Consider the following 26,183-nt stretch of genomic DNA (forward strand, 5'->3'; position numbering starts at 1 on the left):
CGTTGATTTTGTGATGGTTTTTACCATTGCCGAGGTCTCGGAAATGACTGGTTCTGGCCCCCGGTCAAGCGGCCACCTCCACACCCAGCGCGTCCCGCAGCCGACGGGCCTGCACCACCAGACGGGACGAGCCACGCCGGGCCGCCGTCTGTGACAGGTGCGGCAACGCACCACGGGCCCCGGACCGCTCGGCGCACTCGGCCGCGACCGAGAGCAGCTCCCCGAGCCCACGGACCGGACCCGGTGTGCCCGCCCCCGCCGTCGCGAGGTCGGCGAGCAGCACGGGAAGGGTGTGCCGGAGCATCTCCCATATCGTCGTGTTGGCCCCGGTGGCCGCCGCCGTCCGGGCCGACTCGGCCAGCCGCGACGGCTTCACCGCGCCACGCCGGACCAGCTGGCCAAGGTCGGCGCCCAGCCGCTCCGCGTCGAGCTGCCCACGGGCGGCGAGCACCAGCAGCGCGTCCACCGCGGCGAGCCGGTCCTCCGGATGCCGGGCGCCCAGCCCATAGGCGACACACAGATGGGTGCCCTCGCCGGCGGCGCCGCCGGACTCGGCGAGCAGCGGAAGAGCGGCGGCCATGCCCCGCTGGTCGTCCACGGCGGCCTGGGACAGATCGTGCACCAGCCGCACGGCGACCAGCTCGCGCTGTTCCGGGAGCGTGGCCAGCCAGTGCCGGTGCTTCTCCTGGCCCCAGTGGTGGCAGTACCGTCGCTCCTCGCCGGCCGTGACCGGCCGGCCCAGCCGCCGGAACGCCTCGGGGAAGTCCGCCTGGAGTTCGAGGACCTCACCCGACTCGACCAGGATCCGCGCCCCCGAGGTCCGGCGCTGGGACGTGGGCAGAGCGGGTCCCCCGGTGGACAGCCGGTGTGCCAGCCGCCGGCCCTCCGGTGTGCCGAGCGCCGTCGCCCGCTCGGCCGCCGCCAGGGCCGCCGCCCGGTCCTCGCGGCGCACCCGCAGCAGCGCCTGCGCGAAGTCGGCGGCACCGACCCGGGCACCCAGCCGACCGTAGACCGCGAGGCGGTCGACCAGCTCGCCCGGTTCCAGCAGCCCGGTGCTCCACGACGGTGTGGCCAGCAGCAGCGGCTGCGGGTCCGTCCTTATCCGGTAGGCCAGTTCGCGCAGCCGGACGTCGAACACCCGGGAGAACCCGGTGTGCGCGCACTCGTGATCGGCCGGGCCGCGCTGCTGGGCGGCGAACAGGGTGTCCGTGCCGACGGCCCCGAACAGCGTGGCCAGCAGCAGCTCCAGGCCGTCCTGGGCACCCAGGAGGCCGTAGCGGGTGTTGCCGAAGTACTCGTCGGTGTGCCACCAGCGGCGTGCGTCGGGCTGCTTCCACCAGCGGGTGGCGGCCACCGGTTCGAGCGCCTCCCGCAGCGCGTCCCGGTCGCGGTGGGCGTGGCGGGCCAGGCCGTCCAGTACCCGCTCGAACGCCGCCACGTCCCCGTCGGACGCCAGCAGGGCGCCGACCTCCTCGGCGAGCTCCACGGCGGACTCCGGCGCCGGTGCCGGCCGGAACGGCTCCGGAGCCGGCGGCAGCATCTCCGCGTACCCCTCGGCCGCCGGTGCCGCCGGGATCCCCAGGGCATCGCCCGCCCGGGTCCGCAGGACGGGACTCAGCTGCTCGGCCGCCCCGGCGATGCCGGACCGGACCGCCGGGTCGTCGAGCCTCCTCGCGTGCCGCTCCACCAGCTTCAGCGCGCGCTCCTGCACCTGGGTGTCCTCGTGCCCGAACGCCTGGGCCACGGCCGGCAGCAGCTCCGCCACCGAGGCCGGCTCACCGGCGAGCACCTTGCCGAGCAGCACCAGCTGGGCGCGCACCAGCTTCTTCTCGGTGCGGAACAACAGCCCTTCGGAGGCCTCCGCCAACTGCCGTGCGGACAGTTCGCCGTCGAGTGCCAGGGCGGCGAGGACCGCTTGGGCGTGGGCGGCGACGGGGGAGACGGCGTCGCGGGCGAGGGCCGTCCAGTCGGCGACGCGGGCCCGCTCCTCCTCCCGGGTGAGAGCGAGCCCGACCAGTAGCGGCAGGAAGATCCGGTGGTCGGTCGGGCCGCCGCCGCGCAGCAGACGCGCGACACAGGCGTCGGCCACGGCCCCGCGGTCCAGTTCGCCCGTCCGGGTCAGCTCCGCGATCGCGCTCTGCCAGGAACCGGGACCGTCACCGAACAGCCAGCGCACCTCGCTCACCTCGGAGAACTCGAACAGGCCGTTCACCAGCGGCGCCAGGTCCTGCTCGGCCCGCAGCCGGTCGATCAGGGGCACGCGGCCCCAGCCGTGACCGATGTGCCGGACCCAGCCGACCACATAGGCGTCCGTCACCGGGACCTCGCATCCCGAGCGGCGCACCAGCCCGGCCATCAACGGGAAGGGCACGTCCGCGGAGACCGGCCGGCCGGCGAGGCGCCGGGCCACATCGGCCTGCCAGCCGGTGTCCCGGCCGGCCAGCGCCCGCAACAGCGTCTCCGCCGGCGCCTGCCGCCAGCGCATGTCCGCCCCGGCGATCCAGGTCGCGGCCGCCGCGGCCCCCGAGTGGCACATCGCCCCGGCCACCTGCAGCGCCGGATACATGCGCTCAAGCCCGTTCCGCTGCTCCCACGGCAGTGCCCGCACCTCCTTGCGCAGCCTCTTCAACTCCGGCAGCAGCGACCGCCGTTCGGTGTCCGGCATGCCCCTCAGCAGGAGCTCGGTCTCGCCCGCGCGCCCCATCCGCACCGCTTCCAGCACCGCACTCATCGCGTACCCCCGCCGATCTCCGCCATGTCCTGCCCCATCGCTCCACCGCGCCGCACCATCCGCACCGCCAGCGCGTGCTTGCACGGCCCGCGCCCGCCCCGGTACTTCGCCCACCACAGACAACTGCAGCTCAACACCCCCGCCGCATCGCGCACCCGGTGCACATGACCGTCCTCGGCCGTCACCGTGCCGACCGTGCCGTCCACGGTCACCGCGCCCGCGGCCACCAGCGCCCGCGCCGAGCGCAGCCGGGGGTTGTGCCGCTCGACGCGGCCCGCGTCGTACGGCAGTTCACGGTGGAAGTAGGCGGCCTCAGCCGTGTCGTAACCGACGCGTCCCGAGGTACCGAGGCGGATCAGGGCCGCGCGGACCCGCTCCGGGGTGAGCCCGGCGGAGGCGGCCAGGTCGGCGACGTCGACCCGGGGCTCCCAGGCCAGCAGCACCGCGATCAGCTCCGCGTCCTCGGCGGCCGCGTCGGTGGTGAGCGCGTCCAGCACGCCGCCCTCGCCGGAGAACCCGCGGGCCGCGTCGGGCGACAGGGTCAGCGTCAGCCGCATGCCCGGCAGCACGACCTCCCAGGCGGCGGCCGTACCGGAGACCGGGAGGGCGCCCTGCGGACCGTAGACCCGCAGCGCCGTCGCATGGCGCAGCACCCGCTGGAGCGCGGCCAGCCGCTCCGGTCCCGGCAGACACACCGCGCCAGGCACCGGGCGGGTCGTCGGGCGCAGCCCCCGGCCCGCGGGCACCACCCACCGGGGCCCGGCAGAGCCCCGGCGGGCCGTGCCGCCGCGGGGGAGCGAGCGCAGGAACCGCACCGCCTCGTCCGCCGGCAGCTCCGCCCGCAGATCGAACCCGGCCGCCATGACCTGCGCCTCCGCGAAGCCGCGCAGCCAGCGGTCCGGCAGCGGGACCTTCTTCTCCACCACGGGCCCGTCGAGCGTGGTGACCGCCAACTCCTCCGGACCGACGCGCAGATGGAGCGGATCGTCGGTGCCGAGCCGGGAAAGGGCCTCCCGCAGCGGGTTGTTGACGTCGACGTTCGTCGTGCCGTGGCCCACCTCGCCGCCGTCCAGGCCCGGTCCGAGCACGTCCAGCCGGGCGTACACCCCGCCGCAGCCGGAGAAGGACTCGAAGCGCAGCCGGTCGCCGTTGCCCGTCACCACCGGGTCGAGCGAGGCGCGCAGCAGCGGCTGGTGGTACCGCGCGGCCGCCACGTCGGCCACCGCGAGCAGCCCGGCGGCGGCCACCTGAGGCGAGGTCAGGAAGCCCGCGAAGAACCGCGGATGGTCCTCGATCCCGGTGGGCGTCGCACCCCGGGAGGTCTCCAGCCCGAGCTGGCGTCCGTCGGCCGCGGAGCGCAGCACGGAGGGTTGGCGATAGGCCACGGCCTGTGAAGATCGCGTCATGGAAAAACCGTAGAGGCGACCACTGACAATCGGCCCTGACCTGCGAAAACGCCCTGCCGACGGGGGAGTTCGGGCGTCGTGCCGGGTGGGGGGCGGGATCCGTGCCGGACGTGGGACAGGGCCGCGCACCGGGGGATGACGCCGGTGCGCGGCCCTGTTAAAAGCGTACGGGAGTTACTGGCCGACCCGGCCCGGCTGCAGGGTCTGGGTGAACAGCACCGTGCCGTCGTACTCGCGCAGACGGACCGTCAGCTCACCGCTGTCGCCGTCGATGTCGACCTCGCCGAAGAACTGGTAGCCCTCCGCGGGCGACACGTTCGAGGCGGTCGGTGCCTTGACGAACACCCGGTCGGGTCCGAACGTGCCGTCCAGCGCGCTGGCCGGGAAGGCGCCGGCGTTGAGCGGTCCCGAGACGAACTCCCAGAACGGCGCGAAGTCCTTGAACGCGGCCCGCGACGGGTCGTAGTGCTGGGCCGAGGTGTGGTGGAGGTCGGCCGTCAGCCACACCGTGCCGGTGATCCTGCGGTGCTTGATGCAGCGCAGCAGCTCCGCGATCTGCAGCTCACGGCCGAGCGGCGCGCCCGGGTCGCCCTGGGCGACGGCCTCGAAGTTCGCCAGGCCCTCGACCGGGTCGGGCACCACCAGACCGAGCGGCATGTCCGCGGCGATGACCTTCCACACCGCGCGCGACCGGGACAGCTCGCGCTTGAGCCACTCCAGCTGCTCGGCGCCGAGGATGCCCTGCGGGTCGGTGGTCTGGTCGTCGGGCGAGTTCGCGTTCCGGTAGGTCCGCATGTCCAGGACGAAGACGTCGAGGAGCGGGCCGTGGTGGTGGACGCGGTAGATCCGGCCGTCCGGGCGGCCGCTGACCGTGGAGACGGGGAAGTACTCGGAGAACGCCCGCCGGGAGCGCACCGCCATGTCGTCGAGCCGGGTGCCGGCCGGGTAGGGGGTGCCGGCGCCGATGACCTCGCCCGGGTACCAGTTGTTGCGGACCTCGTGGTCGTCCCACTGGATGACGTTCGGCACCTGGGCGTTGAACCGGCGCAGCGCCTCGTCCAGGAGGTTGTAGCGGAAGTTGCCGCGGAAGTCGTCCAGGGTGACCGCGACGTGCGACTTCGCCTCGCTCGTGACGTTGCGGTACAGGCTGCCGTCGGGCAGCGCCTGCGTCGCCGAGATCACGCCGTCGGCGTAGATGTTGTCACCGCTGCACAGGAAGAAGTCCGGGTCCAGCTTCGCCATCGCGTCGAAGATGCGGTAGCCGCCGATGGACTCGTTGATGCCCCAGCCCTGCCCGGCCAGGTCACCGGACCACAGGAACTTCACGCCGTGGCGCCGGCGGGCGGACGCGGTACGAAAGGTACCGGTGACCGGCTCGCCGGTGCGGCGCGGGTCGTCGGGGTCGGCGAGCAGCACCCGGTAGTGGATCTGCTCACCGGACGGCAGCCCGTGCAGCCGCGTGGTGCCGGCGAAGTCGCTGTCCGCGCCGAGCAGCGGGCCCCGCCACCTGCGCGGGTCGCGGAACGACTCGGTGGCCGAGGTCTCCACGATCATCCGGGCCGGACGGTCCGAACGGACCCACACCAGGCCGGAGTCGGCGGTCACGTCGCCCGCCTGGACACCCCAGTCCGCCCGGGGCCGTCCGGAGCGCGCGAACGCGGGGGCCGCACCGAGCGCCGTGGGCAGGGTCAGGGCCGCCGACGCGGCGAGGGAGCCGCGCAGCACACTGCGGCGGGCGGGGAACGAAAGGGACATGAAGGGCCTCCAGAACGGGGTCCGGCCAGTTGTGCACAGCCACAACTACTGGTGCGCCGCAGCGCTCACGGAAACCGCAAGTGAACAACCGACCGGCCCCGCGAGGTCACCCGTCGAGCGCCTCCGCCATCACCCGCACCCCTTCCCGGATCCGCGCCGGCGGCAGCTGCGCGTACCCCAGCACCAGCCGTACGACGGAGTCGTCGGCCGGTGCGTGCGTGCACGCGCCCAGCGGACGCACCGCGACCCCGGCCGCCGCGACCCGCGCCACGAAACGGCTCTCCGGCCCGCAGGACCGGGGCAGCTCGGCGATCGCGTGCAGCCCCGCCGCGATCCCCGACACGCGCGCGTGCGGGAAGTGTTCGGCCAGCGCGGCCACCAGGACGTCCCGGCGTTCCCGGTAGGCGCGCTGGCAGCGGCGCAGCTGCCGGTCGTAGTCGCCGCGCTCCAGGAACCGGGCGAACACCGCCTGGTCGAGGGAGGGATGACCCAGGTCCATGGTCCGCTTCCGCTCGACGACGTCGTACGCCAAGTACTCCGGCACCAGCAGCCAGCCCAGCCGCAGCCCGGGGGCGAGGGACTTGCTGACCGATCCCATGTACGCCACGCGTTCCGGGTCGAGCCCCTGGAGCGCGCCGACCGGGGCACGGTCGTAGCGGAAGTCGCCGTCGTAGTCGTCCTCCAGCAGCAGACCGTCCACCGCACGGGCCCAGTCCAGCAGCCGGGTCCGGCGCCCCGCGGAGTAGGCGATCCCGGTCGGGTACTGGTGGGCGGGCGTCGTCATCGCCGCCCTTACCCCCGAGTCGCGGAGCGGGTCCAGGGCCAGGCCCTCGGCGTCCAGGGGCAGTGGCACGGTACGCAGTCCGGCCGCCCTGTACAGGCCGTCGTGCTGGGGGCTGCCGGGGTCCTCCACACCGATCTCGCGCATCCCGCGCGCGTGCAGGACGGATCCGAGCAGCGTCGTCGCCTGCGCCACCCCGGAGACGACCACGATCCGCTCCGGGTCGGCGACCACGCCCCGGCGCCGGGCCAGCAGTTCGGCGAGGGCGGAGCGCAGCCGGGGCAGCCCGCGCGGGTCCGGGTAGCCGAGGTCGCGGTGCGGGAGCTCCGCCAGCACCTCGCGCTGCGCGGCGGCCCAGGCGGCGCGCGGGAACAGCGCCAGATCCGGTGACCCCGGCACGAAGTCCACCCGCACCCGCGGCGAGCGCGGCGCCAGATCACGCGCGCGTGCCGACGCCGCCCGTACCGCGCCGCCCACCCAGGTCCCCGCACCCCGTCCGCTGCGCAGATAGCCCTCCGCCGTCAGCTGCTCGTACGTCTCGGTGACCAGCCCGCGCGACACACCGAGGTCCTTGGCCAGCTCCCGGCTCGACGGCAGCCGGGTGCCGGGCGCGAGCCGTCCGGTACGGATCGCCTCGCGCAGGGCCGCCTGGAGGAAACGGCCACGCGCGCGTGCCGGTGCCGACGCGGCCGGCAGCAACAGCTCCCAGGCGGCGGATCCCGGCAGGCCGCCCGGATTGGTCCCCGATGACGTCATGGAAGTGGACCTTAATCCGGGCCGCCCAGGTTCCTAGCGTCGTCCTCATGAACGCGACCACCACCCGCGGCGCCCTCCTGACGGCGTTCGCCTACACGCTCGTCGGCGCCTCCTTCACCGCCAACAGCGTGCTGGGCCACTACCCCTACGCGGGCGGCCAGTTCCTGCGCTACGGGGTGGCCTGTCTGCTGCTCGTGCCCTTCGTCGGCCCGCGCGCCATGGAGCGGCTGCGTGGGCTCGGGGCGCGCGCGTGGCTGCGGCTGGCCCTGCTCGCCGCCGTCGGGATGGTCGGCTTCAATCTGGTGATCCTCGCCGCCGAACGCACCGCGGAACCGGCGGTTCCCGGTGTCTTCGTGGGCTGCGCTCCGGTGGTGGTCGCGGTCCTGGTCCCGCTCCTCGACGGGCGCGGGCCGCGACGCCGGGTCCTCCAGGGGGCGTCGCTGGTCGCCGTCGGCGCGTTCGCCGTCCAGGGCTGGGGACGTACCGACGCGCGCGGGATCGCCTTCTCGGTGTGCGCGCTGGCCGGCGAGGTCGGGTTCGCGGTGCTCGCGGGGCCGGTGCTGCGCGCGCTCGGGCCACGGCTGCTGACCGCCACGGTGTGCGCCGTCGCCGCGGCCGAGGCGGCGGTGGCCGGGGTCGTGCTCGACGGCGGGACGTGGCTGCGCCGGCCCGACGCCACGGAGACGGCCGCGCTGCTGTGGCAGGCGGCGGTCGTCACTGTCGTCGGTTTCGTCTGCTGGTACATGGGCGTGCAGCGGATCGGCACGGAGCGCGCGACGCTCCTGACGGGCCTGGTCCCCCTCACCGCCGTCGCCACCGCCCCGCTCGTCGGAACGGGTGCCTACGGCCCCGCCCAGGCCGTCGGCGGCTTTCTGGTGGGAGCGGGGGTCGCCCTGGGCTCCGGAGCCCTGCCCCGCGTCGGCCGGCGGGCGGCGGCCGCCGCGGCCAGGTCCGGTGCGACCCGGCGGCCGGGGACCGCCGCCGCACCCCGCGTCCGGCGAGGCTCAGCGGCTGCCGTCCAGGATGACCCGCGCGACCAGGGCCGGGTCGTCGCTCATCGGGCAGTGGCCGCAGCCGGGCAGCCGGACCAGGCGGGCCTTGGGGATGATCTGCTTGGCCCGCACCCCCTGACGGCGCACCAGCAACATGTCCCGGGTGCCCCAGCCCACGGTGACCGGGATGCCGGGCACGTCGTCCGTGAACTGGACGGCGGAGCCCGCCCGCAGGGTCTCGGCGAACCCGGTGGCCCGCGCGAGCGCGAGCGTCTCGGCGACCACGGCCTCGGGTGAACGGCGCGCCGGGCGGGCGTAGATGGTGCTGGTCAGGGCCGTCCGCCCGGCGGCCGTCCGGGACAGCCGCTCGACCAGCGGGAGCGGCAGCCGTTCCGCGATCCGCCGCATGGCGATGAGCACACCGAAGGCGTAGCGCCGCTCGGCCTGCGTCCAGAATCCGGCGGGGGAGAGGGCGGTGACGGTCCGTACGAGCTTCTCGCGGCCCAGCTCCAGGGCCAGCAGCCCGCCGAGGGAGTTGCCGGCCACGTGCGGCCGGTCCAGCTCGAGCGCCTCGAACAGGGCGGCGAGCACGGTGTTGGTCGTGGGCAGGTCGTAGGCGAGGCCCGCCGGAAGGCCGGGGGAGGCGCCGAAGCCGGGCAGGTCCACGGCGATCACGTCCCGCTCGGTCGCGAGGATGTCCACCACCGGGTCCCAGGCCTGCCGGTGATGCCCTATGCCGTGGATCAGGACCAGCGGCTCGCCTCGGCCCACGCGCGCGTAGGAGACGGTCACGTCCTGCTGGCCCTGCGCGGCCGGGACTCTGACGGAGACGGTGGCGGACATGGGGGCTCCTCGTCTGTGACATCGGCTGACGCGGTAGACAGCTTGTCAGCAATTGCTACTGGCGGGTAGTCCCCGGGGCGGTGTGTCGTGCCGCGGCGGACGGTCCTGCGCAACACGCCCTGGGCGGCTCCAGGTTGGAGACGGGTGCGGGGGCGCCGCCGGAGTGCCGGCCGCGGTTCCGCGGCCCGCGGGGCGGACCGTCGCCGACGGTCCGGGTTCATTCTGGGCCGAGCGGGCGCGGGACGGGGTGATTCCGCCGGGACGCGCAGGAACGTGTCGGCTGGGGAGGGTCCCGTCGGCGCCCCCGTGGTCCCGCCCGCACCATCCATCTCATCCGTAATGCCGGTAAACGGGTGCCCCTCGTCGCCCTCTGGCCCCACTCGCCCCACGTCTTCCGCCGTGCGACGGGAGCTTTGCCGTCATGTCACGAAAACACCCCCGTGCGAACGCCTCATGAACGCTTCGTGGCACCGCTTTCTATGTGCTGCCCATGGGATCGAGGATTGGTCTTGACCAAGGGTGTGCGCCGCCCTATGGTCGCAGATAAGTAAAACAACCTTTAATAAACAAGGGCGCTAAAACGCCGCCGGACCACGGCGATTGCGGAGGACAGGGTGGGGACCACGCAGCTGGAATCGGTGCCGGAACCGAAGTACTGGCATCTCAAGACCGTGCTCAGTGAGGCACTCGACTCGGAGTTCTCGGTCGGCGAGATCCTGCCCAACGAGCGCGACCTCGCCGCCCGCTTCGGCGTGGCCCGGGCCACCCTCCGTCAGGCCCTCGAACAGCTCGAACTGGAGGGTCGCCTCCAGCGTCGCCGCGGGGTCGGTACGACGGTGGCGCCCCCGCGCGTGGGCGTGGCCGTCGGCACCGACGAGGACGCCTGGCCGGGCGCCCCCGGCGATGCCTGGCAGCCGGTCGAGTGCACCCTCGCGGTGCCGCCCGCCGCCGTCGCCACCGCCCTGGAGACCGGCGCGGAGGAGCCGGTGCACACGGTGCGCCGCTCCCGTGTCTTCCACGGGCAGCCGGTCGCCGCCGAGCTGCTCTACATCCCGGCGTCCTCGGTCCCGGACCTGACGGCGATCGACGCGCCGGCCGGGTCGGCACGCGCGCGTGCGGTACTGCGCGAGCTGCAGCGCCTGGAGCTGGAGGGGCAGGACCGCGCCGTGGAGCTGGGCTCGGCCCGCGCCGACGACGCCAAGGAGCTGGACCGCCTCCCGGGCGCCCCGGTCCTCGTCGTCACCACCCGCTTCCTGGCCGCCGGCCGCACCGCCGCGCTCTCCGTCGCCACGTACCGCGCGGACACCTGCCGGCTGACCTTCGGCGACTCCGGCGGCGTGGAGATCCACCACGGACCCGAGCGGCAGGCGTCGTAACCGCAGAGCCGAAGCAGCGGCCGATCCGAAGCAGCGGCCGATCCGAAGCAGCCGCAGGCCCGAAGCGGCCATCTAGCCAGGCGGCCATCTAGCCAGGCGGCCGCCGAGCCAGGCGGCCGCCGCCCCGGGCAGCCGCCGAGCCAAGCGGCCGCCGCCCCGGGCAGCCGCCGAGCCAAGCAGTCGCAGGCCCAAGCGACCGCCGTGCCGAACAGGACGCGTCCCGGAGCTTCTCCGGGGCGCGTCGTCACGACCGCCGAGCGGCTGCTCAGCGGCGTGCGGTGACCGTTCCCTCCACCGCGAACAGCTGCTCCTCCACATGGTCGAGGGCGAGCCGCAGCGCGCCGGTCGCCACCGCGGCCTCGCCGAGGAGGGAGAGGGTCACCCTCGGCGGGCGCAGACAGTAACGGGCGAGTTCGCGGCGCAGCGGCTCCAGGACGCCGTCGAGCCCCGCCGCCCAGCCGCCGATCACCACCAGCTCGGGGTCGAGGGCCAGTGCCAGCGCGGCCACGTCGTGGACCAGCCGCTGGATGAACCGGTCGACCGCGGCCCGCGCCCGCGTGTCCCCCTTCCGGGCGAGCGCGAACACCTCGGCGACCGCCTGCTCGTCCAGCGGGTGCAGCGGTTCGTCGGTGGTGGACAGCAGCGTCTCCGGGGTCACCTCGCGACCCAGCAGATGCAGCGCGCCGATCTCCCCGGCCGCCCCGCCGTAGCCCCGGTGCAGCCGTCCGCCGATCAGCGAACCGGCGCCCGGACTGAGCCCGGCCATCACCATCACCACGTCGTCGGACTCGGTGGCCGCGCCCTTCCAGTGCTCGGCGACGGCCGCCGCGTTGGCGTCGTTCTCCACCAGCACCGGGCACTTGAAGGAGCGGCTGAGCCGCTCGCCCAGCCGCAGTCCCGTCCACTGGGGGAGCGCGGTGCCCAGCCGCACCCGGCCGTCCGCCTCGACGATGCCCGGCGTGCCGACCCCGACGGCCCGCAGCGAACTGCGCGGCACCCCGGCCCGGCGCAGCAGCTCGGCGACCGCGACGCGCAGCCGCTCCAGCCGCTCGTCCGCGTCGGCCGTCTCGTCCACGTCCTTGGCCTGCGCCCCCAGTACCCGGCCGTCCAGATCGGCCAGCAGCGCGGCGACGCGGTGCGGCCCGATCTCCAGGCCCAGCAGATGCCCGGCCTCGGCCCGGAACCGGAACCGCCGTGCGGGCCGCCCCTGCCGCCGGGTGGCGCCCTCCTCGGCCGCCGTCTCGACGACCAGGCCGGCCTCGATGAGCCCCTCGACGACCCCCTCGACGGTCGGCCGGGACAGTCCGGTCACCCGGGTGATCTCGGTCAGGGTCGCGCAGTCCGTGGCACGCAACGCGTGCAGCACCACCGCGGAGTTGATCCTCCGCAGCAGCGACGGATCACCGCCGGTCAGCCCCGCCAACGTCCGTCCTCCCAGCTAGCCCTGCGTGTTGGCCGGATCGTACTTCGGTACGGACGACCCCGGCGAGAGTCCGGCGCCCCCGACCTGCCGAAGATCCGCGATCAGTGGGGCACGACGAACCCGGACTCGTACGCCGCGATCACCGCCTGCGTACGGTCCCGTGCCCCGAGTTTGGCCAGGACGGCACCCACATGGGACTTCACGGTCTCGGTACCGACGACCAGTCGCCCGGCGATCTCGGCGTTGGACAGTCCCTGTGTCATGAGCCGCAGTACCTCGGCCTCGCGGTCGGTCAGCCGTGCCCACCGGAGCGCGTCCCGGCCGTCGGCCGCGCCGAACCGGGCGGCGAGCTGCCGTACCGAGGCCGGGAAGAGCAGCGACTCGCCCTCGGCGACCAGCCGCACCGCGTGCACGATCTCGGCCGGCCGGGCGCGCTTCAGCAGGAACCCGTCGGCGCCCGCGCGCAGCGCCTCGTACACGTATTCGTCCTCCTCGAACGTCGTCACCACCAGGATCTTCGGTGGTTCCGAGACCGTGCGCAGCACCGCGCGGGTGGCCTCGATCCCGTCCAGCAGCGGCATCCGTACGTCCATCGCCACCACGTCCGGCCGCAACTGCCGTACCAGCGGGATGACCGCCGCCCCATCGGCGGCCTCGCCGACCACCTCGATGTCGGGCTGGGCCTCCAGCACGGCGCGCAGGCCCGCCCGTACGAGGGGTTCGTCGTCGACGAGGAGAACGGTGACCGGCATCCGGCCAGGGTAGATCAGCGCGCGGGCAGCTCGGCGTGCACCTGCCAGTCGCCTCCGTCCGGTCCGGTGCGCGCGCTGCCCCCGAGCAGGGCCGCGCGCTCGCGTATCCCGCGCAGCCCGCTGCCCCGCCCGGGCCCGGGTATCGCCGCGGTGAGCGGATTGCGCACCTCCAGCCCGAGCACTCCGTCGGCCACGGTCACCCGGACCCGTACGGGCACGGCCCCCGCGTGCCGGAGCACGTTGGTGAGGGCCTCCTGGAGGATGCGATAGCCCTCCCGGGAGACCGGAGCCGGCACCGTCTCCAGCGGACCGGTCACCTCCGCGTCCACCTTCGCGCCGGAGGCGCGTGCCGACTCCAGGAGCCGGTCGGCGTCGGTCAGCGTGGGCCGCCCGTGCACCGGCTGCCGGGACTCGCGCAGGACGCCCAGCACGCGCTCCAGATCCTCCAGAGCGCTCCGGCCGGTCTCCTCGATGGCCGCCAGCGCCCGGTCGGTGAACTCCGGGCTCCTGGCCGCCCGGGCCGCCCCGGCCTGTACGACCGCCACCGTCAGGGCGTGCCCGATGGAGTCGTGCAGCTCGCGCGCGATACGGGTGCGCTCCAGCAGCTGCTCGGCGCGCTCCTCCAGAGCCGCGACCCGCTCGGCGGCGGACGGGCCGAGCAGCTGCCGGGCCAGCGCGGTGATCAGCTCCCCGAACCCCACGACCGCTCCGTACAGGGCGATCAGGGGGAGCGGGACCAGCAGGCCGTACGCCCACTGCGGCCGTGCTGTGTCGAGGAACGGAAGGCCGCCGTGTTCCTGCCCCGCCCCGAGCCGGGCGAGGTCGAACGCGATGGCGGGAAGCCATACCGTCGCCATCGCGCCCGCCGAACCGAGGATCATCCTCGCCTCCAGCCACAGCACCGTGCGCCACCGGTCCCGCCAGGTCGCCGACGGGGCCTCCGAGATCTCCGGAGTCTCCTCGCCGGGTGTGAGCAGCAGTCGCGCCTGGACGCCCTCGCCCCGGCGCACGGCGGGGATCAGCCCGACCGGAACCAGCACCAGCGCGGGCACCCACGGGGTCGACGGGTCGATGAAGAGCCACAGGGCGACGACGAGCAACGGCACCCACAGATGCAGCAGGCGCGTGTACGTCGTCCCCCGCAGCAGCGGGCGCAGAAAGCGGGCCATGCGGACATCCTGACAGTGCCCGCTGACAACGGTCCTCCCCCGGGCGGGGGAGACGACCTCCACCGGTGGGGGAGGAACCAACGCCGTTCACCCGTCAGGGTGTTGCTCATGACCAGCATCGACGTGCACGAGCTCACCAAGGAGTACGGCGGTGGCCGCCGGGCCGTGGACCGCCTCACCTTCGCCGTCCGCCCCGGCCGTGTCACCGGCTTCCTCGGCCCCAACGGCGCCGGCAAGTCGACCACTCTGCGACTCGTCCTCGGCCTCGACCGGCCCACCTCCGGAACCGCCACGATCGGCGGCCGGCCCTACTCCGAACTCCGCGAGCCTCTGCGTCGAGTGGGCGCTCTGCTCGACGCCGACGCAGCGCACGGCTCCCGCACCGGGCGCGACCATCTGCGTGCCCTCGCGGTGAGCAACCGCATCCCGGCCGGCCGGGTCGAGCGGCTGCTGGCGGAGACGGGTCTCGCGCCCGCAGCCCGGCGCCGGATACGGACGTACTCCCTGGGCATGCGCCAGCGACTCGGGATCGCCGCCGCCCTCCTCGGAGATCCCGAGGTGGTCCTCCTGGACGAGCCCGCCAACGGCCTCGACCCCCAGGGCATCGTCTGGATTCGCGAGGTGCTGCGCCGGCTGGCGGCGGAGGGGCGCACGGTGCTGGTCTCCAGCCATCTGATGAACGAGACGGCGTCCTTCGCGGACCACCTGATCGTCCTCGGCCGCGGCAGGCTCCTCGCCGACACGCCGATCCGGGAGTTCATCCACGCGCGCCTACGGCCCGCGGCGAAGGTCCGCACCACCGACGACGAACGGCTCGGTGACCTCCTCACCCGGCAGGGATACGAAGCCGACCGCGGGCCGGACGGGGCCTGGACCGTACGGCACGCGCGCGTGGACGACATCGGCCGTCTGCTGGCCGACGCACGCGTACCCGTCCTCGAACTCGCCCAGGAGGAGGCCACCCTGGAGCAGGCCTACCTCGATCTGACCTCCGCGGAGGCCGAGTTCACCGCGGACCGCCACCACCAGGAGGCCTGACCATGCCGTTCCGGCCCGTACTGCACGCCGAATTGATCAAGATCCGTACGCTGCGCGCGCTCGTCGCCGGTCTCTGCGCCGTGCCGCTCGCCACCGCTGCGTTCTCCGGCCTCACGGCCGCCGGTTCGCACGGCTCCGACCCGCTGTTCTCCGTGTTCGTCGGCGTCTCCTTCGGGCAGATCGCGGCGGTCGCCTTCGGCGCCACGGCCGTCTCGTCCGAGTTCCGCGGCGGCGCGCTGCGGCTGACCCTGTCCGCCGTGCCCGACCGGCGGCGCTGGTTCGCGGCGAAGGCCACGGCCATCGCCCTGCCGGTGCTCGCGGTCGCTCTGCTCACCGGACTCCTCACCCTCGTCCTGGGCCGGTTCCTGCTCGGGGCCGACGGGCCGACCTGGGCGGAGGGACTGCGCGGCGCACTGGGCTGCGGGGTCTATCTGACGCTGATGGCCCTGCTCGCGGCGGGACTGGCAGCCGTCCTGCGCAGCGGAACCGCGACGCTCGGCATCCTGATCCCGTTCCTGCTGATCGTGTCCTTCGTGGTCGGCGACCTGGACGCCGGCCTGGCGGACGTGCTGCCCGACCGGGCCGGTCAAGTCGTCCTGCACAGCGCCTGGGACGGGGCCCTGGGCCCGTGGACCGGGCTGGCGGTGACCGCGCTGTGGACGGCGGGCGCGCTGCTCGCCGGAGCCCGCAGCGTGCGCCGACGGGACGCCTGACGGCCCGCACGCCTCCCGTCGGCGAGCCGCTAGCCCGCCGCGCCCGCCTCCCGTCGGCGAGCGGCTGGCCGGCCGCGCACGCCTGCCGTCGGCGAGTGGCTGGCCGGCCGCGCACGCCTCCCGTCGGCGAGTGGCTAGGCCGCCGCCTCCCGCAGCCGTCCGAACTCCTGCGCCATCGTCGCCGTCGTCCAGTGCGCGTTCAGTCCGCTCGGGTTCGGCAGCACCCACACCCGGGTGTCCCCGATCGACCGCTCCTGCGGGCCCACCTGGGCCGTGCGGTCTTCGAAGGCGGCCCGGTAGGCCGTGACGCCCACCACCGCCAGCCATCCCGGCCGCGTCCGGGTCACCTTCGCCGTCAGCAGCCGCCCGCCCTCGGTGTACTCCGCGGCCGTCAGCTCGTCGGCGCGCGCGGTCGCCCGCGCCACCACGTTCGTGATACCGAGCCCGTACGAGAGCAACTCGCCCTGTTCCGCGGGCTTCAGCAGCCTCGGGGTGAACCCGGACAGGTGCAGCACCGGCCAGAAGCGGTTGCCCGGACGGGCGAAGTGATGGCCCGTGGCCGCCGTCATCAGACCGGGATTGATGCCACAGAACAGGACGTGCAGGCCGTCCGCGATCACGTCCGGGACGAGACGGTCGCGGGCGGCCTCCAGCTCCGCCTGGGTGAAGCGGGGTGACGAGGGTGACGGGGGTGAGCCGGCAGGGCGGCTCAGAGGATCGCTCCGGGGGCGTAGGCGGCCGCCTCGGGGTGCTGCTTGAGGATCTCCTCGATCCGGCCGACGACAGCCGCGACCTGGTCGGCGGCCGCGCCCGTGAAGGACAGCTTGTCGGCCATCAGGGCGGTGAGCTGCGCACGGTCGAGCGGCAGCCGCTCGTCGGCGGCGAGCTTGTCGAGCAGGTCGTTGCGCTCGGCGCCCTGCTCGCGCATCGCGAGCGCGGTGGCGACGGCGTTCTCCTTGATCGCCTCGTGCGCGACCTCACGGCCGACGCCCGCGCGCACCGCGCCCATCAGCACCTTGGTGGTGGCGAGGAACGGCAGGTAGCGGTCCAGCTCGCGGGCGACGACGGCGGGGAAGGCGCCGAACTCGTCGAGCACCGTCAGGAAGGTCTCCAGCAGACCGTCCAGCGCGAAGAACGCGTCGGGCAGGGCCACCCGGCGCACCACCGAGCAGGACACGTCGCCCTCGTTCCACTGGTCGCCCGCCAGCTCGCCGGTCATCGAGGCGTAGCCGCGCAGGATCACCATCAGGCCGTTGACGCGCTCGCAGGACCGCGTGTTCATCTTGTGCGGCATCGCCGAGGAGCCCACCTGCCCCGGCTTGAAGCCCTCGGTGACCAGCTCGTGCCCGGCCATCAGCCGGATCGTCTTGGCCAGCGACGACGGCGCGGCCGCCAGCTGCACCAGCGCGGTCACGACCTCGTAGTCCAGGGACCGCGGGTACACCTGGCCGACCGACGTGAACGCCTGTGAGAAGCCCAGGTGCCGTGCGATCCGGTTCTCCAGGTCGGCCAGCTTCGCCGCGTCCCCGCCCAGCAGGTCCAGCATGTCCTGGGCCGTGCCGACCGGGCCCTTGATGCCACGCAGCGGGTAGCGGCCGAGCAGCTCCTCGACCCGGCCGTGGGCCACCAGCAGCTCGTCGGCGGCGGTCGCGAAGCGCTTGCCGAGGGTGGTGGCCTGTGCGGCCACGTTGTGCGAGCGGCCGGCCATGACCAGCTCCGCGTACTCGCCGGCCAGCTTGCCCAGCCGCGCCAGGACGGCCACCGTACGGTCGCGCACCAGCTCCAGCGAGAGCCGGATCTGCAGCTGCTCGACGTTCTCCGTCAGGTCACGGGAGGTCATGCCCTTGTGCACGTGCTCATGCCCGGCGAGGTCGTTGAACTCCTCGATCCGCGCCTTCACGTCGTGCCGCGTGACCTTCTCGCGCTCGGCGATGGAGGCCAGGTCGACGGTGTCGAGGACCCGCTCGTAGTCGGCGATCGCCGCGTCCGGCACCTCGATACCGAGGTCCTTCTGGGCCCGCAGCACGGCGAGCCAGAGCTGCCGCTCCAGCTTCACCTTCTGCTCGGGCGACCAGAGCGTGGCGAGCTCGGCGGAGGCGTAACGTCCGGCGAGGACGTTCGGGATGCGGGGCTTGGCGGGGGCGGCAGAAGTCACGTGTACGGATTCTACTGGCGGTTTCTGCAGTCCAGCGCCGCAGGTCCGCTCGTGCGAAGCTACGAGAGCCGTGTGGTGGTGCGGGCGGAGCGACCCGGTCCGGCGCACGGGCGTCAGGAGGCCTCGGCCAGCTCCGCCAGGACGTCCGCGTGGCACGGCTCGGGCGCGCACCAGCACGCCAGTGTCCTCCCTCGCAGCTCGGCCACCAGCTCCAGCAGCTCGGGGTGTTCCAGCAGATACGCCCGGTACATGACCATCACCTCGGCCCGGGTGCCGTCCCGCTTCTTCTTCGGGGTGTCGTAGGCGAAGGGGTTGCGGAGCGGGTGGCGGGGCAGGTCCCAGCCGCCCATGGTCCAGCGGCGGCCGACGTAGACGACGTCCTCGGGAGCGTGCTCCAGCCTGGGGCCGAACTCGTGGATCCGGCCCCTGACATTGATCACCCGCGTGGACACGGCATCCAGGCTATGCCCCGGCTATGCCTCGTACGGCAGCAGCTCCGGCCGCTTCGGCGTCCGGCCGTCGCCCGAGGAGCGACCGGTCAGGCGGCGGCCTATCCACGGCAGCAGGTGCTGCCTGGTGAAGCGGGCGTCCGCGACCCGCCGCGCGGCCCAGCCGGGCGGCGGTGTGGCCGGCATCGGCGTGTGCCACTCGCTGTCCTCGGCCTCGTACCCGAGGGTCTGCCAGACCGCCTCGGCGACCCGGCGGTGCCCCTCGGCCGTCAGGTGCAGCCGGTCCACGTCCCACATCCGGGGGTCGGAGAGCGAGGGGGCGCCGTACAGGTCGACCACGACGGCGCCGTGCTGTCCGGCGAGCTCCTCGACGCAGTCGAACAGCTCCTCCATGCGCGGCCGGAACCGCTCCAGGACCGGGCCCTGGCGGCCGGGGCTGCGCATCAGCACCAGCTGCTCGCAGGCCGGCGCCAGCCGCTCCACCGCCTCGGTCAGCAGGTCCCGGACCCGGACCATGTCGCACTTGGGGCGCAGGGTGTCGTTGAGGCCGCCGACCAGGGTGATCACGTCGGGCCGCATCGCGACCGCCACGTCCACCTGCTCCTCGACGATCTGCCCGATCAGCTTGCCGCGCACCGCGAGGTTGGCGTAGCGGAAACCGGGGGTGCGGGCGGCCATCCGGGCGGCGAGGACATCGGCCCAGCCCCGGTACGAGCCGTCGGGTTGCAGGTCCGACATGCCCTCGGTGAAGGAGTCGCCGACCGCGACCAGGCTGGTGTGGGTGGGAAGCGCGGGGCGCGCAGGGTTCTTCTGCATGGCGACAGAGATGGTATCCCGAGGCGCATACCCGTCGGTCGGTCCCTCCTCGGAGGTGGCCTACGCGTGCTGCCCGAACAGCTCCCGCAGCACGTCCTCCATCGTCACCAGCCCCCCGAGCCGTCCGTCGTCGCCGAGCACGCCCGCCAGATGGGTGCGGCTGCCGCGCATCGCGGTGAGCACGTCGTCCAGCGGGGTGCTCTCCCGCACCCGCGCGATGGGCCGCATGTCCCGCAGCCGGAACGCCTCGTCCCTGGGCGAGGCGTCCAGCGCGTCCTTGACGTGCAGGTAGCCGACGATCCGCCGTCCCTCGTCGACCACCGGGAACCGCGAGAAACCCGACTCCGCCGACAGCCGCTCCAGTTCCTCCGGGGTGACGCCCACGCGCGCGTAGACGACACGTTCCAGCGGGACCACCACGTCCCGCACCGGCCGCCGGCCCAGCTCCAGGGCGTCGTGCAGCCGTTCCTGCGCCCGGTCGTCGATCAGACCCGCCTCACTGGCGTCCTTGACGATCTCGGCCAGCTCGGTGTCCGTGAAGGTCGCCGCGACCTCGTCCTTGGTCTCCACCCGCAACAGCTTGAGCAGGCCGTTCGCGAAGGCGTTCACCGTGAAGATCACCGGACGCAGCGCCCGGGACAGCGCCACCAGGGGCGGCCCGAGCAGCAGCGCGCTGCGCACGGGCTCGGCGAGCGCCACGTTCTTCGGCACCATCTCGCCGAGCAGCATGTGCAGGTAGGTCGCCAGAGCCAGCGCGATCACGAAGGACACGGCATGGCCGGCGCTCTTGGGCACGCCGACCGCGTGGAACACCGGCTCCAGCAGATGCGCGATGGCCGGCTCGGCGACCACACCCAGTACCAGCGTGCACAGGGTGATGCCGAGCTGGGCGGCCGCCAGCAGCGCCGACACGTGCTCCAACCCCCACAGCACGCTCTTGGCCCGCCGGTCGCCCGCCTCGGCGTGCGGCTCGATCTGGGAGCGGCGCACGGAGATCAGCGCGAACTCCGCGCCCACGAAGAAGGCGTTGACGACCAGCGTCGCGAAACCGATCAGCAGCTGTACGGCGGTCACCGGCGCCCCTCCTGCTTCCGCTCCTGCTCGTCGGCGAGCGGCGCGTGCAGCAGCACCCGGGCCGCCCGCCGTCCCGACGCGTCCACCACGTCGAGGCGCCACCCGGCGACCTCGACGCCGTCCCCGGTCTCGGGTATCCGCCCCAGCTCGGCCGCGACCAGCCCGGCCAGCGTCTCGTACGGCCCCTCGGGGGGCCTCAGACCGACGCGCGCGAGCTGGTCCATACGGGCCGCGCCGTCCGCCGAGTAGAGCGCGCGGCCCTGCTCGTCGGCGCCCGCGGGGGCGAGGTCGGGCGTCTCGTGCGGGTCGTGCTCGTCGCGGACCTCGCCGACGACCTCCTCGACGATGTCCTCCAGGGTGGCGACCCCGGCCGTACCGCCGTACTCGTCGATGACGACGGCCATGGTGCGCCGGCCGCCGAGGCGGTCCAGGAGGCGGTCGACCGTGAGGGACTCGGGGACCAGCAGGGGCTCGCGCATCACCTGGGCCACCCGGACCCGGGCCCGCTCCGCCACGGGCAGCGCCAGGATGTCCTTGATGTGGGCGGTGCCGACGACCGAGTCGAGGCTGTCCCGGTAGACCGGGAAGCGGGACAGCCCGGTCGCCCGGGTCGCGTTCGCCACGTCCTCGCAGGTCGCCCGGACCTCCAGGGCGACGACCTGGACGCGCGGGGTCATCACGTTCTCCGCGGTGAGGTCGGCGAGGTTCAGCGTGCGCACGAACAGCTCGGCGGTGTCCGCCTCCAGCGCGCCCTCCTTGGCGGAGTGCCGGGCCAGCGCGGCCAGCTCCTGGGGCCCGCGGGCGGAGGCCAGCTCCTCGGCGGGCTCCACGCCGAACCGTCGTACCACCCGGTTCGCGGTGTTGTTCAGGTGCGTGATGAAGGGCCGGAAGGCCGCGCTGAACCAGCGCTGGGCGTTGCCCACCCGCTTGGCCACGGCCAGCGGCGAGGAGATCGCCCAGTTCTTGGGCACCAGCTCGCCCACGACCATCAGGAACACCGTGGACAGCGCGGTGCCGATCACCAGGGCGAGCGAGCTCGCCGCCGACCGCGCGATGCCCATCGCCTCCAGCGGACCGGCCAGCAGCTTGGCGATCGACGGCTCGGCGAGCATGCCGACCACCAGATTGGTGACCGTGATGCCGAGCTGCGCCCCCGAGAGCTGGAAGGTCAGGTGCCGTACGGCCTTGAGGGCGCCCGCCGCCCCGCGCTCGCCGCGCTCCACGGCGCGCTCCAGTTCGCCGCGACCCACCGTGGTCAGCGAGAACTCGGCCGCGACGAAGGCACCGCAGGCGAGCGAGAGCAGGATCGCCACCAGCAGGAGGAGCACTTCGGTCATCGGGTCACCTCCGTCCCATGATCGGACAGGGCGGACGGGACCGCGCGGTATTGCCGGAACCGAGGACCGGGAGGCTCGCCCATGGGCGGACGCTCACACACCTTTCATCGACGAACGGGACGATCCCTCAATGGTAAAGGATCGGCAAAAGGAGCTCCCGGCGGCCTCCGCAACCGATCCTCGACGGCCGCCGGCGGCACCGGCCACCGAGGCCCGCTTGCTCCCCGACGCCGCCTCCCCGACGCCGCCTCGCCCACGTCGGCTACAGCGGTTTGACCCAGCGTCGCCAGTGGTCCTCGCGGTGGTAGCCGGCGGCGGCCCACGTGTCGTGGGCCTGTTCGTTGGCCTCCAGGACCATCGCGTCGACGCGTCGGCCGCCCAGGGCGGCGAAGCGCTGTTCCGCGGCCCGCAGCAGGGCGGTGGCGATGCCCTGCCGGCGGAGGTCGGGGTGTACGGCGAGCCGGTAGGCGGAGCATCGCCAGCCGTCGAAGCCGGCTATGAGGGTCCCGGCGAGAAGGTCGTCCCGCGTCGCGAGGAGCAGCGCTTCGGGGTCCCGGGCGATGAGTCGGGCCACGCCGTCGTGGTCGTCGCTGATGCTCGTTCCTTCCGCCGCGTCGCGCCAGAACCGCAGCACGGTGTCGATGTCCGAGAAGGTGGCGCAGCGGATGCGAAGATCGCTCATGGGCCGAGCCAAGCAGGGCGCTCGCCCGTCTGGCGAACGGTTTTCCACACAAGGGAAGCGGGCGGAGGCAGGACGGGAACCGTGGGACCCGTGACCCGTCGTGGTGACCACCCGGTGCCTGGCCGGTTTGCGACGGTGCCGGACTTGTGGGGTGGCCCCTTCGGCGTCCCACCACGTTCTGTCCCGTGGCCGACGAGTCTTGATCGCTTCCGAGTCCGCTGGCTAGGTTGGCCGCCATGACCGACTCCAGAGCTCTCGCCTGGCCGCCTGCCCCGATCAAGACCGAGCGCCTCGTGCTCCGCGAGTCCGAGGCACGGGACCGCGCGGTGGTCATCGAGCTGAACGCCTCGCCGGAGGTGGGCACCTACCTCGGTGGCCCTCAACCGCGTGCCGAACTCGAACGCACGGTGCCCGAGGTACCCGGACGGCGCCCCGGCTGGTTCGTGGTCGAGCTCGACGGAGCGATGATCGGCACGATCCAGCTCAAACCGCACGCCCCCGAGCTGCCGGGCAGCCATCACCGCCGGGAGGCCGGGGGGACCGAACTCGGCTACTTGTTCCTGCCGGAGACGTGGGGGCACGGGTACGCCACCGAGGCGTGCGCGGCGGCCCTCGACTGGTTCGCCGGCGCGCTGCCCGGGGAGCCGGTGGTGCTCTACACCCAGACCGCCAACCTCCGTTCGATGCGCCTCGCGGCGAAGCTGGGGTTCACCGAGGTGGAGCGCTTCGAGGCGTACGGCGCCGAGCAGTGGTTCGGCGTGTGGTCCCCGGTCGCGCCGCCCGCCTGAACTCGCGCCCGGCGACTCCGAGTCAGGAGACCGTCGAGCGGCGGTCGGCTTCGGCGTGCCCAACCCGCGCCGGCGGCACCCGCGTTCGGGAGCGGATCAGCGCAGGAGGCCGGCCGCCGCGGACCACAGGCGTTCGGCATGCGCCGGGTCCAGGGCATAGGGGGCCACACCGGGTACGCCGAGCTCGGCGGGCCGCTGGGAGACGCGCGGCGCTTCGTTCACGTCCTCGAAGTAGCGTCCGCCCAAGCCCTCCGCCAACGGGGACGCGGCCAGGAACACCGACGTCGCGGCGCCCTGCTCCACCGTCTTGCGGTAGGGCTCAGGGGTCTTCAGGCCGCCGGTGTGCCGCTGCAGGTTGGTCGCGATCGCGCCGGGGTGCAGGGCGTTGGCCCTGATGCCCGCACCGGCCCAGCGGCGGTCGGCTTCCACGGCCATGAGGACCTCGGCGGTCTTGGACTGGCCGTAGGCGGCCAGCGGGTCGTAGGGGCGGAAGCGGAAGTCGAGGTCGTCGAAGACGACCGGCGAGAAGAGGTGCCCGCTGGAGGACACGGTGACGACGCGGGCGCCACCGGCGGCGGCCAGCGCGTGATGCAGTCCCAGGGTGAGTGCGAAGTGGCCCAGGTAGTTCGTGGCGAACTGCTGCTCGTGCCCGGCGGTACCGCGCTCGAGTTCCGGGAGCATCATGATCCCGGCGTTGTTGACCAGGATGTGGAGAGGGCCCTGCCACCGGTCGGTGAAGGCGGCGACGGACGCCAGATCGGCGATGTCGAGGTGCCAGGCGTGGATCGCCCGGTTGCCGGTTGCCTCACGCAGGCCGGCGGCGACCTGCTCACCTGCGCGAAGGCGGCGCACGGCGAGGGTCACCTCGGCGCCGGCTGCCGCCAGGACCCGGGCGGTCTCGACCCCGATGCCGGATCCGGCGCCGGTCACGACGGCGCGCCTGCCGGCCAGGTCGACTCCGTCGATCACCTCGCCGGCGGTCGAATGGCGATCGAAGCGACTCTGAAACAGATCGGACATGGATGTCTCCTCCAGTGGGTCCGCGGAGTGGCGGGCGTGGTCCGGGGACGAGTGGTGTGACGGCCCCGCACGGCCTTCGACGGGGCACCGGCCGGACCACCGCACGGGAATCTGATCGCCACTGTGCGGCTGCGAAGAGCGGGCGGCCAGGCCCCCCGGAGACCAGGACCGGCAGGGCCACCCGGACGGCGTGCAGGCGACCTAACCTGGCGGTATGGAAAATTCCGGCGATCCGGGTGCTCTGGCCGCCTACCTGCGCGCCCGCAGAGAGCTCGTCACTCCCCAGGACGCGGGCATTCCCGATGCGGGAAACCGCCGGGTGGCCGGGCTGCGCCGGGAGGAGGTCGCCTTCCTTGCCGGCGTGAGCTCCGACTACTACGTCCGTCTGGAGCAGGGACGCGACCGACGCCCCTCCGAGCAGGTGCTGCTCAGCATCGCCCACGCCCTCCAGCTGGACGAGGAGTCCACCGCCTACATGCTCCAGCTGGCCGCCGCACCCCAGCGCCCCCGCCGGGCCCGCGCATCCCGCCCCGAGAAGGTCAGCGACTCCCTCCGCACGCTCATCGACAGCTGGCCGCTCACCCCCGCCTACGTGCACGGCCGGTACATGGACGTTCTCGCCGCCAACCGCCTGGCGGCCGCGCTGTCACCGGCCAACACACCGGGCCACAACGGCATCCTCGACGCCTTCCTCAGTCCGGAGCTGCGCGAACTGCACCAGGACTGGGAAGCCATGACCGCCAGGATCGTCCCCTATCTGCGCTCGGTGGCCGGTGCCGACACCCAGGAACCGCGCCTGATAGAGATCATCGGCGAGCTGTCCCTGCGCAGCGAGCGATTCCGTCGGCTCTGGGCCCGCCAGGCGTCAGGCACAAGTCGACCGGCACCAGCCTGATGCGCCATCCCCAGGTCGGCCCTCTCGAACTGCACTACGAGAAACTCCTGGTCCCGAGCGCTCCAGGCCAGACCATCGTCACCTACCATGCCCGCCCCGGCAGCGAGAGCGAAGACCGGCTTCGCCTGCTTGCGGCCCTGGACGTCGACGGAGGTCGTCACGACGGCGCACAGCCCTCCGCCAGTGAGACGTTCCCGGCAGAGTGACCTCACCGAACGGCTGTAGCGCCCGTGCCCGGTCGCGAGGGGCGTCGAAGGCGCAGCCCATGCCGTACTCCGGGAGCACGTCGCTGCTCAAGTCCGGCGAGGCCGGCGGGTGATCAGGATCGGCGCCGGCGTGATCGCGCCGGGGCGTAGGGCGCGGTCGGGGTGTTGCGCTATGCGGACAGCTCCGCCAGCACCGGTGCGAAGACCTCCATGTACGGCTCCAGGACGGTCAGGTACGAGAACCCGTACCGCTCGCGCAGCTCCCGCACCCGGCCGACGACCTCCGCCAGGGTGCCGACCAGGACCGTGGGCAGGGCGAGGGCCCGGGCCAGGGTCAGTTCGGGCCGTCGCGCCAGCAGCGGGCCGAGTGCGGACCGTGGGTCGTCGGTGATCGCGACGATCTGGATGAGCAGGTTCCGTTCAGCCGGTTCCGCGCGGCCCGCCGCCAACTTCGCGTAGCGGGCGACCCGTTCGTCGAGCTCCTCCGCCGGGACCGGATCCAGGCGGCCCTCCGTACTGCCCGGCGCCAGACGGGCCCCGGCGAAGGCCGCGATGTCGGCGTGCTCGGCGGTCAGCCGCAGCATCCGGTCGCCGTTGCCGCCGATCAGCAACGGCACCCGGCCGCCGTCCGACTTCAGCAACTCCTCGACCGTGCGCCGCAGATGGTCCACCCGCTCGCGCGGCGAGCCGAACGGCAGCCCGGCCCGCTCGTGCTCCGCCTGCACATAGCCGGTGCCGAGACCGAGTTCGAGACGGCCGCCGGTCAGCGCGGCGGTCGTCGCCACCTCGCGGGCCAGCAGCACCGGGTTCCAGAAACCCGCGTTGAGGACGAAGGTGCCCAGGCGCGGCCGTTCGGTCACCCCGGCCGCCGCGACCAGTGCCGGGAAGGGCGCCGGCATCCCCAGGTGATCGGGGACGAGGAGTACGTCGTACCCGAACTCCTCGGCGCGCCGGCACTTCGCGCGCCACTCGTCGGCCGACGCGGGCGTGAGCAGGTTGACCCCGAAGCGGAACGGGCGCGGCATG

General features: G+C 73.6%; 21 protein-coding genes and 2 pseudogenes. 6 read left to right on the forward strand and 17 right to left on the reverse strand.

Annotated elements, in window-relative coordinates:
- Positions 1 to 64: 64 nt before the first annotated feature.
- From ACWDGI_RS27750 to pdxR, 4 genes are all read right to left on the reverse strand, one after another.
- Entirely contained in the window at positions 65 to 2,731 is a 2,667-nt protein-coding gene (locus tag ACWDGI_RS27750) for a DUF7825 domain-containing protein (RefSeq protein ID WP_450763448.1), read from the reverse strand.
- The gene (locus ACWDGI_RS27755) at positions 2,728 to 4,137 is read right to left on the reverse strand and encodes an SWIM zinc finger family protein (protein ID WP_450763449.1); all 1,410 of its coding nucleotides are present in this window, start codon (positions 4,135 to 4,137) and stop codon (positions 2,728 to 2,730) included. Before ACWDGI_RS27755 ends, ACWDGI_RS27750 begins: the two co-directional genes overlap by 4 nt.
- Positions 4,138 to 4,311: 174 nt before the next feature.
- Positions 4,312 to 5,892, reverse strand: coding sequence for an alkaline phosphatase D family protein (locus tag ACWDGI_RS27760; protein ID WP_450763451.1), 1,581 nt, complete (start codon positions 5,890 to 5,892; stop codon positions 4,312 to 4,314).
- Positions 5,893 to 5,998: 106 nt separating this feature from the next.
- On the reverse strand, positions 5,999 to 7,429 hold the full coding sequence (pdxR, locus tag ACWDGI_RS27765; protein ID WP_450763453.1) for a MocR-like pyridoxine biosynthesis transcription factor PdxR: 1,431 nt from the start codon (positions 7,427 to 7,429) through the stop codon (positions 5,999 to 6,001).
- A gap of 47 nt (positions 7,430 to 7,476) precedes the next feature.
- Here pdxR and ACWDGI_RS27770 point away from each other — a divergent pair.
- Positions 7,477 to 7,833: pseudogene (locus ACWDGI_RS27770) on the forward strand (EamA family transporter); the annotation flags it as partial.
- Positions 7,834 to 8,433: 600 nt separating this feature from the next.
- Here ACWDGI_RS27770 and ACWDGI_RS27775 read toward each other — a convergent pair.
- A complete protein-coding gene (locus tag ACWDGI_RS27775) occupies positions 8,434 to 9,264 on the reverse strand; it encodes an alpha/beta fold hydrolase (protein WP_450763455.1) in 831 nt (276 codons plus the stop codon).
- A 614-nt stretch (positions 9,265 to 9,878) separates the two neighbouring features.
- Here ACWDGI_RS27775 and ACWDGI_RS27780 point away from each other — a divergent pair.
- Entirely contained in the window at positions 9,879 to 10,640 is a 762-nt protein-coding gene (locus tag ACWDGI_RS27780) for a GntR family transcriptional regulator (protein WP_450763456.1), read from the forward strand.
- Between the two features lie 265 nt (positions 10,641 to 10,905).
- Here ACWDGI_RS27780 and ACWDGI_RS27785 read toward each other — a convergent pair whose 3' ends face one another.
- The 3 genes from ACWDGI_RS27785 to ACWDGI_RS27795 all read right to left on the reverse strand — a co-directional run bounded on the left by ACWDGI_RS27785 (position 10,906) and on the right by ACWDGI_RS27795 (position 13,984).
- A complete protein-coding gene (locus ACWDGI_RS27785; protein WP_450763458.1) occupies positions 10,906 to 12,063 on the reverse strand; it encodes an ROK family transcriptional regulator in 1,158 nt (385 codons plus the stop codon).
- 101 nt (positions 12,064 to 12,164) lie between these two features.
- On the reverse strand, positions 12,165 to 12,815 hold the full coding sequence (locus tag ACWDGI_RS27790; RefSeq protein WP_450763460.1) for a response regulator transcription factor: 651 nt from the start codon (positions 12,813 to 12,815) through the stop codon (positions 12,165 to 12,167).
- Between the two features lie 14 nt (positions 12,816 to 12,829).
- Positions 12,830 to 13,984 carry a sensor histidine kinase gene (locus ACWDGI_RS27795; protein ID WP_450763462.1) on the reverse strand — a complete coding sequence of 385 codons (1,155 nt, stop codon included), beginning with the start codon at positions 13,982 to 13,984 and terminating at the stop codon, positions 12,830 to 12,832.
- 108 nt (positions 13,985 to 14,092) lie between these two features.
- On the opposite strand from ACWDGI_RS27795, the gene ACWDGI_RS27800 reads away from it, so the two are divergent.
- On the forward strand, positions 14,093 to 15,022 hold the full coding sequence (locus tag ACWDGI_RS27800; RefSeq protein ID WP_450763464.1) for an ABC transporter ATP-binding protein: 930 nt from the start codon (positions 14,093 to 14,095) through the stop codon (positions 15,020 to 15,022).
- Between the two features lie 2 nt (positions 15,023 to 15,024).
- Entirely contained in the window at positions 15,025 to 15,735 is a 711-nt protein-coding gene (locus ACWDGI_RS27805) for an ABC transporter permease (RefSeq protein ID WP_450763466.1), read from the forward strand.
- Positions 15,736 to 15,869: 134 nt separating this feature from the next.
- Here ACWDGI_RS27805 and mug read toward each other — a convergent pair whose 3' ends face one another.
- From mug to ACWDGI_RS27840, 7 genes are all read right to left on the reverse strand, one after another.
- Positions 15,870 to 16,355 carry a G/U mismatch-specific DNA glycosylase gene (gene mug, locus ACWDGI_RS27810; RefSeq protein ID WP_450763468.1) on the reverse strand — a complete coding sequence of 162 codons (486 nt, stop codon included), beginning with the start codon at positions 16,353 to 16,355 and terminating at the stop codon, positions 15,870 to 15,872.
- Positions 16,356 to 16,444: 89 nt separating this feature from the next.
- Complete coding sequence (gene purB, locus ACWDGI_RS27815; RefSeq protein WP_450763469.1) at positions 16,445 to 17,890, reverse strand: adenylosuccinate lyase; 1,446 nt, start codon at positions 17,888 to 17,890, stop codon at positions 16,445 to 16,447.
- 113 nt (positions 17,891 to 18,003) lie between these two features.
- Entirely contained in the window at positions 18,004 to 18,342 is a 339-nt protein-coding gene (locus tag ACWDGI_RS27820) for a DUF4326 domain-containing protein (RefSeq protein WP_450763471.1), read from the reverse strand.
- 21 nt (positions 18,343 to 18,363) lie between these two features.
- Positions 18,364 to 19,155 carry an SGNH/GDSL hydrolase family protein gene (locus ACWDGI_RS27825; protein WP_450763473.1) on the reverse strand — a complete coding sequence of 264 codons (792 nt, stop codon included), beginning with the start codon at positions 19,153 to 19,155 and terminating at the stop codon, positions 18,364 to 18,366.
- A 60-nt stretch (positions 19,156 to 19,215) separates the two neighbouring features.
- Entirely contained in the window at positions 19,216 to 20,229 is a 1,014-nt protein-coding gene (locus ACWDGI_RS27830) for a hemolysin family protein (protein ID WP_450763475.1), read from the reverse strand.
- A complete protein-coding gene (locus tag ACWDGI_RS27835) occupies positions 20,226 to 21,566 on the reverse strand; it encodes a hemolysin family protein (protein ID WP_450763477.1) in 1,341 nt (446 codons plus the stop codon). The genes ACWDGI_RS27830 and ACWDGI_RS27835 overlap by 4 nt, the downstream gene beginning before the upstream one ends.
- A gap of 262 nt (positions 21,567 to 21,828) precedes the next feature.
- Positions 21,829 to 22,248: a GNAT family N-acetyltransferase gene (locus ACWDGI_RS27840; RefSeq protein WP_450763479.1), complete on the reverse strand. Its 420-nt coding sequence runs from the start codon at positions 22,246 to 22,248 to the stop codon at positions 21,829 to 21,831.
- Between the two features lie 236 nt (positions 22,249 to 22,484).
- Here ACWDGI_RS27840 and ACWDGI_RS27845 point away from each other — a divergent pair, with 236 nt between their 5' ends.
- Positions 22,485 to 23,036 (forward strand): GNAT family N-acetyltransferase, encoded by a 552-nt coding sequence (locus ACWDGI_RS27845; RefSeq protein WP_450763481.1) that lies wholly within the window; start codon positions 22,485 to 22,487, stop codon positions 23,034 to 23,036.
- Between the two features lie 96 nt (positions 23,037 to 23,132).
- Here ACWDGI_RS27845 and ACWDGI_RS27850 read toward each other — a convergent pair whose 3' ends face one another.
- Positions 23,133 to 24,056 carry an SDR family NAD(P)-dependent oxidoreductase gene (locus ACWDGI_RS27850; RefSeq protein WP_450763483.1) on the reverse strand — a complete coding sequence of 308 codons (924 nt, stop codon included), beginning with the start codon at positions 24,054 to 24,056 and terminating at the stop codon, positions 23,133 to 23,135.
- A gap of 214 nt (positions 24,057 to 24,270) precedes the next feature.
- Between ACWDGI_RS27850 and ACWDGI_RS27855 the strand changes: the two are divergent.
- Positions 24,271 to 25,157 (forward strand): annotated as a pseudogene (locus ACWDGI_RS27855) (helix-turn-helix transcriptional regulator).
- A gap of 170 nt (positions 25,158 to 25,327) precedes the next feature.
- On the opposite strand, the gene ACWDGI_RS27860 reads toward ACWDGI_RS27855, so the two are convergent.
- Positions 25,328 to 26,182, reverse strand: coding sequence for a TIGR03621 family F420-dependent LLM class oxidoreductase (locus tag ACWDGI_RS27860; RefSeq protein ID WP_450763485.1), 855 nt, complete (start codon positions 26,180 to 26,182; stop codon positions 25,328 to 25,330).
- Between the last annotated feature and the right edge of the window lies 1 nt (position 26,183).

The organism is Streptomyces sp. NPDC001220, assembly GCF_053597895.1.

Bases quoted from the DNA above. Each gene is read 5' to 3' on its own strand.
- ACWDGI_RS27750 (WP_450763448.1), bottom strand. From the start codon at position 2,731: ATGAGTGCGGTGCTGGAAGCGGTGCGGATGGGGCGCGCGGGCGAGACC.
- ACWDGI_RS27755 (WP_450763449.1), bottom strand. From the start codon at position 4,137: ATGACGCGATCTTCACAGGCCGTGGCCTATCGCCAACCCTCCGTGCTG.
- ACWDGI_RS27760 (WP_450763451.1), bottom strand. From the start codon at position 5,892: ATGTCCCTTTCGTTCCCCGCCCGCCGCAGTGTGCTGCGCGGCTCCCTC.
- pdxR (WP_450763453.1), bottom strand. From the start codon at position 7,429: ATGACGTCATCGGGGACCAATCCGGGCGGCCTGCCGGGATCCGCCGCC.
- ACWDGI_RS27775 (WP_450763455.1), bottom strand. From the start codon at position 9,264: ATGTCCGCCACCGTCTCCGTCAGAGTCCCGGCCGCGCAGGGCCAGCAG.
- ACWDGI_RS27790 (WP_450763460.1), bottom strand. From the start codon at position 12,815: ATGCCGGTCACCGTTCTCCTCGTCGACGACGAACCCCTCGTACGGGCG.
- ACWDGI_RS27795 (WP_450763462.1), bottom strand. From the start codon at position 13,984: ATGGCCCGCTTTCTGCGCCCGCTGCTGCGGGGGACGACGTACACGCGC.
- ACWDGI_RS27800 (WP_450763464.1), top strand. From the start codon at position 14,093: ATGACCAGCATCGACGTGCACGAGCTCACCAAGGAGTACGGCGGTGGC.
- ACWDGI_RS27805 (WP_450763466.1), top strand. From the start codon at position 15,025: ATGCCGTTCCGGCCCGTACTGCACGCCGAATTGATCAAGATCCGTACG.
- ACWDGI_RS27825 (WP_450763473.1), bottom strand. From the start codon at position 19,155: ATGCAGAAGAACCCTGCGCGCCCCGCGCTTCCCACCCACACCAGCCTG.
- ACWDGI_RS27835 (WP_450763477.1), bottom strand. From the start codon at position 21,566: ATGACCGAAGTGCTCCTCCTGCTGGTGGCGATCCTGCTCTCGCTCGCC.
- ACWDGI_RS27840 (WP_450763479.1), bottom strand. From the start codon at position 22,248: ATGAGCGATCTTCGCATCCGCTGCGCCACCTTCTCGGACATCGACACC.
- ACWDGI_RS27845 (WP_450763481.1), top strand. From the start codon at position 22,485: ATGACCGACTCCAGAGCTCTCGCCTGGCCGCCTGCCCCGATCAAGACC.
- ACWDGI_RS27850 (WP_450763483.1), bottom strand. From the start codon at position 24,056: ATGTCCGATCTGTTTCAGAGTCGCTTCGATCGCCATTCGACCGCCGGC.
- ACWDGI_RS27860 (WP_450763485.1), bottom strand. From the start codon at position 26,182: ATGCCGCGCCCGTTCCGCTTCGGGGTCAACCTGCTCACGCCCGCGTCG.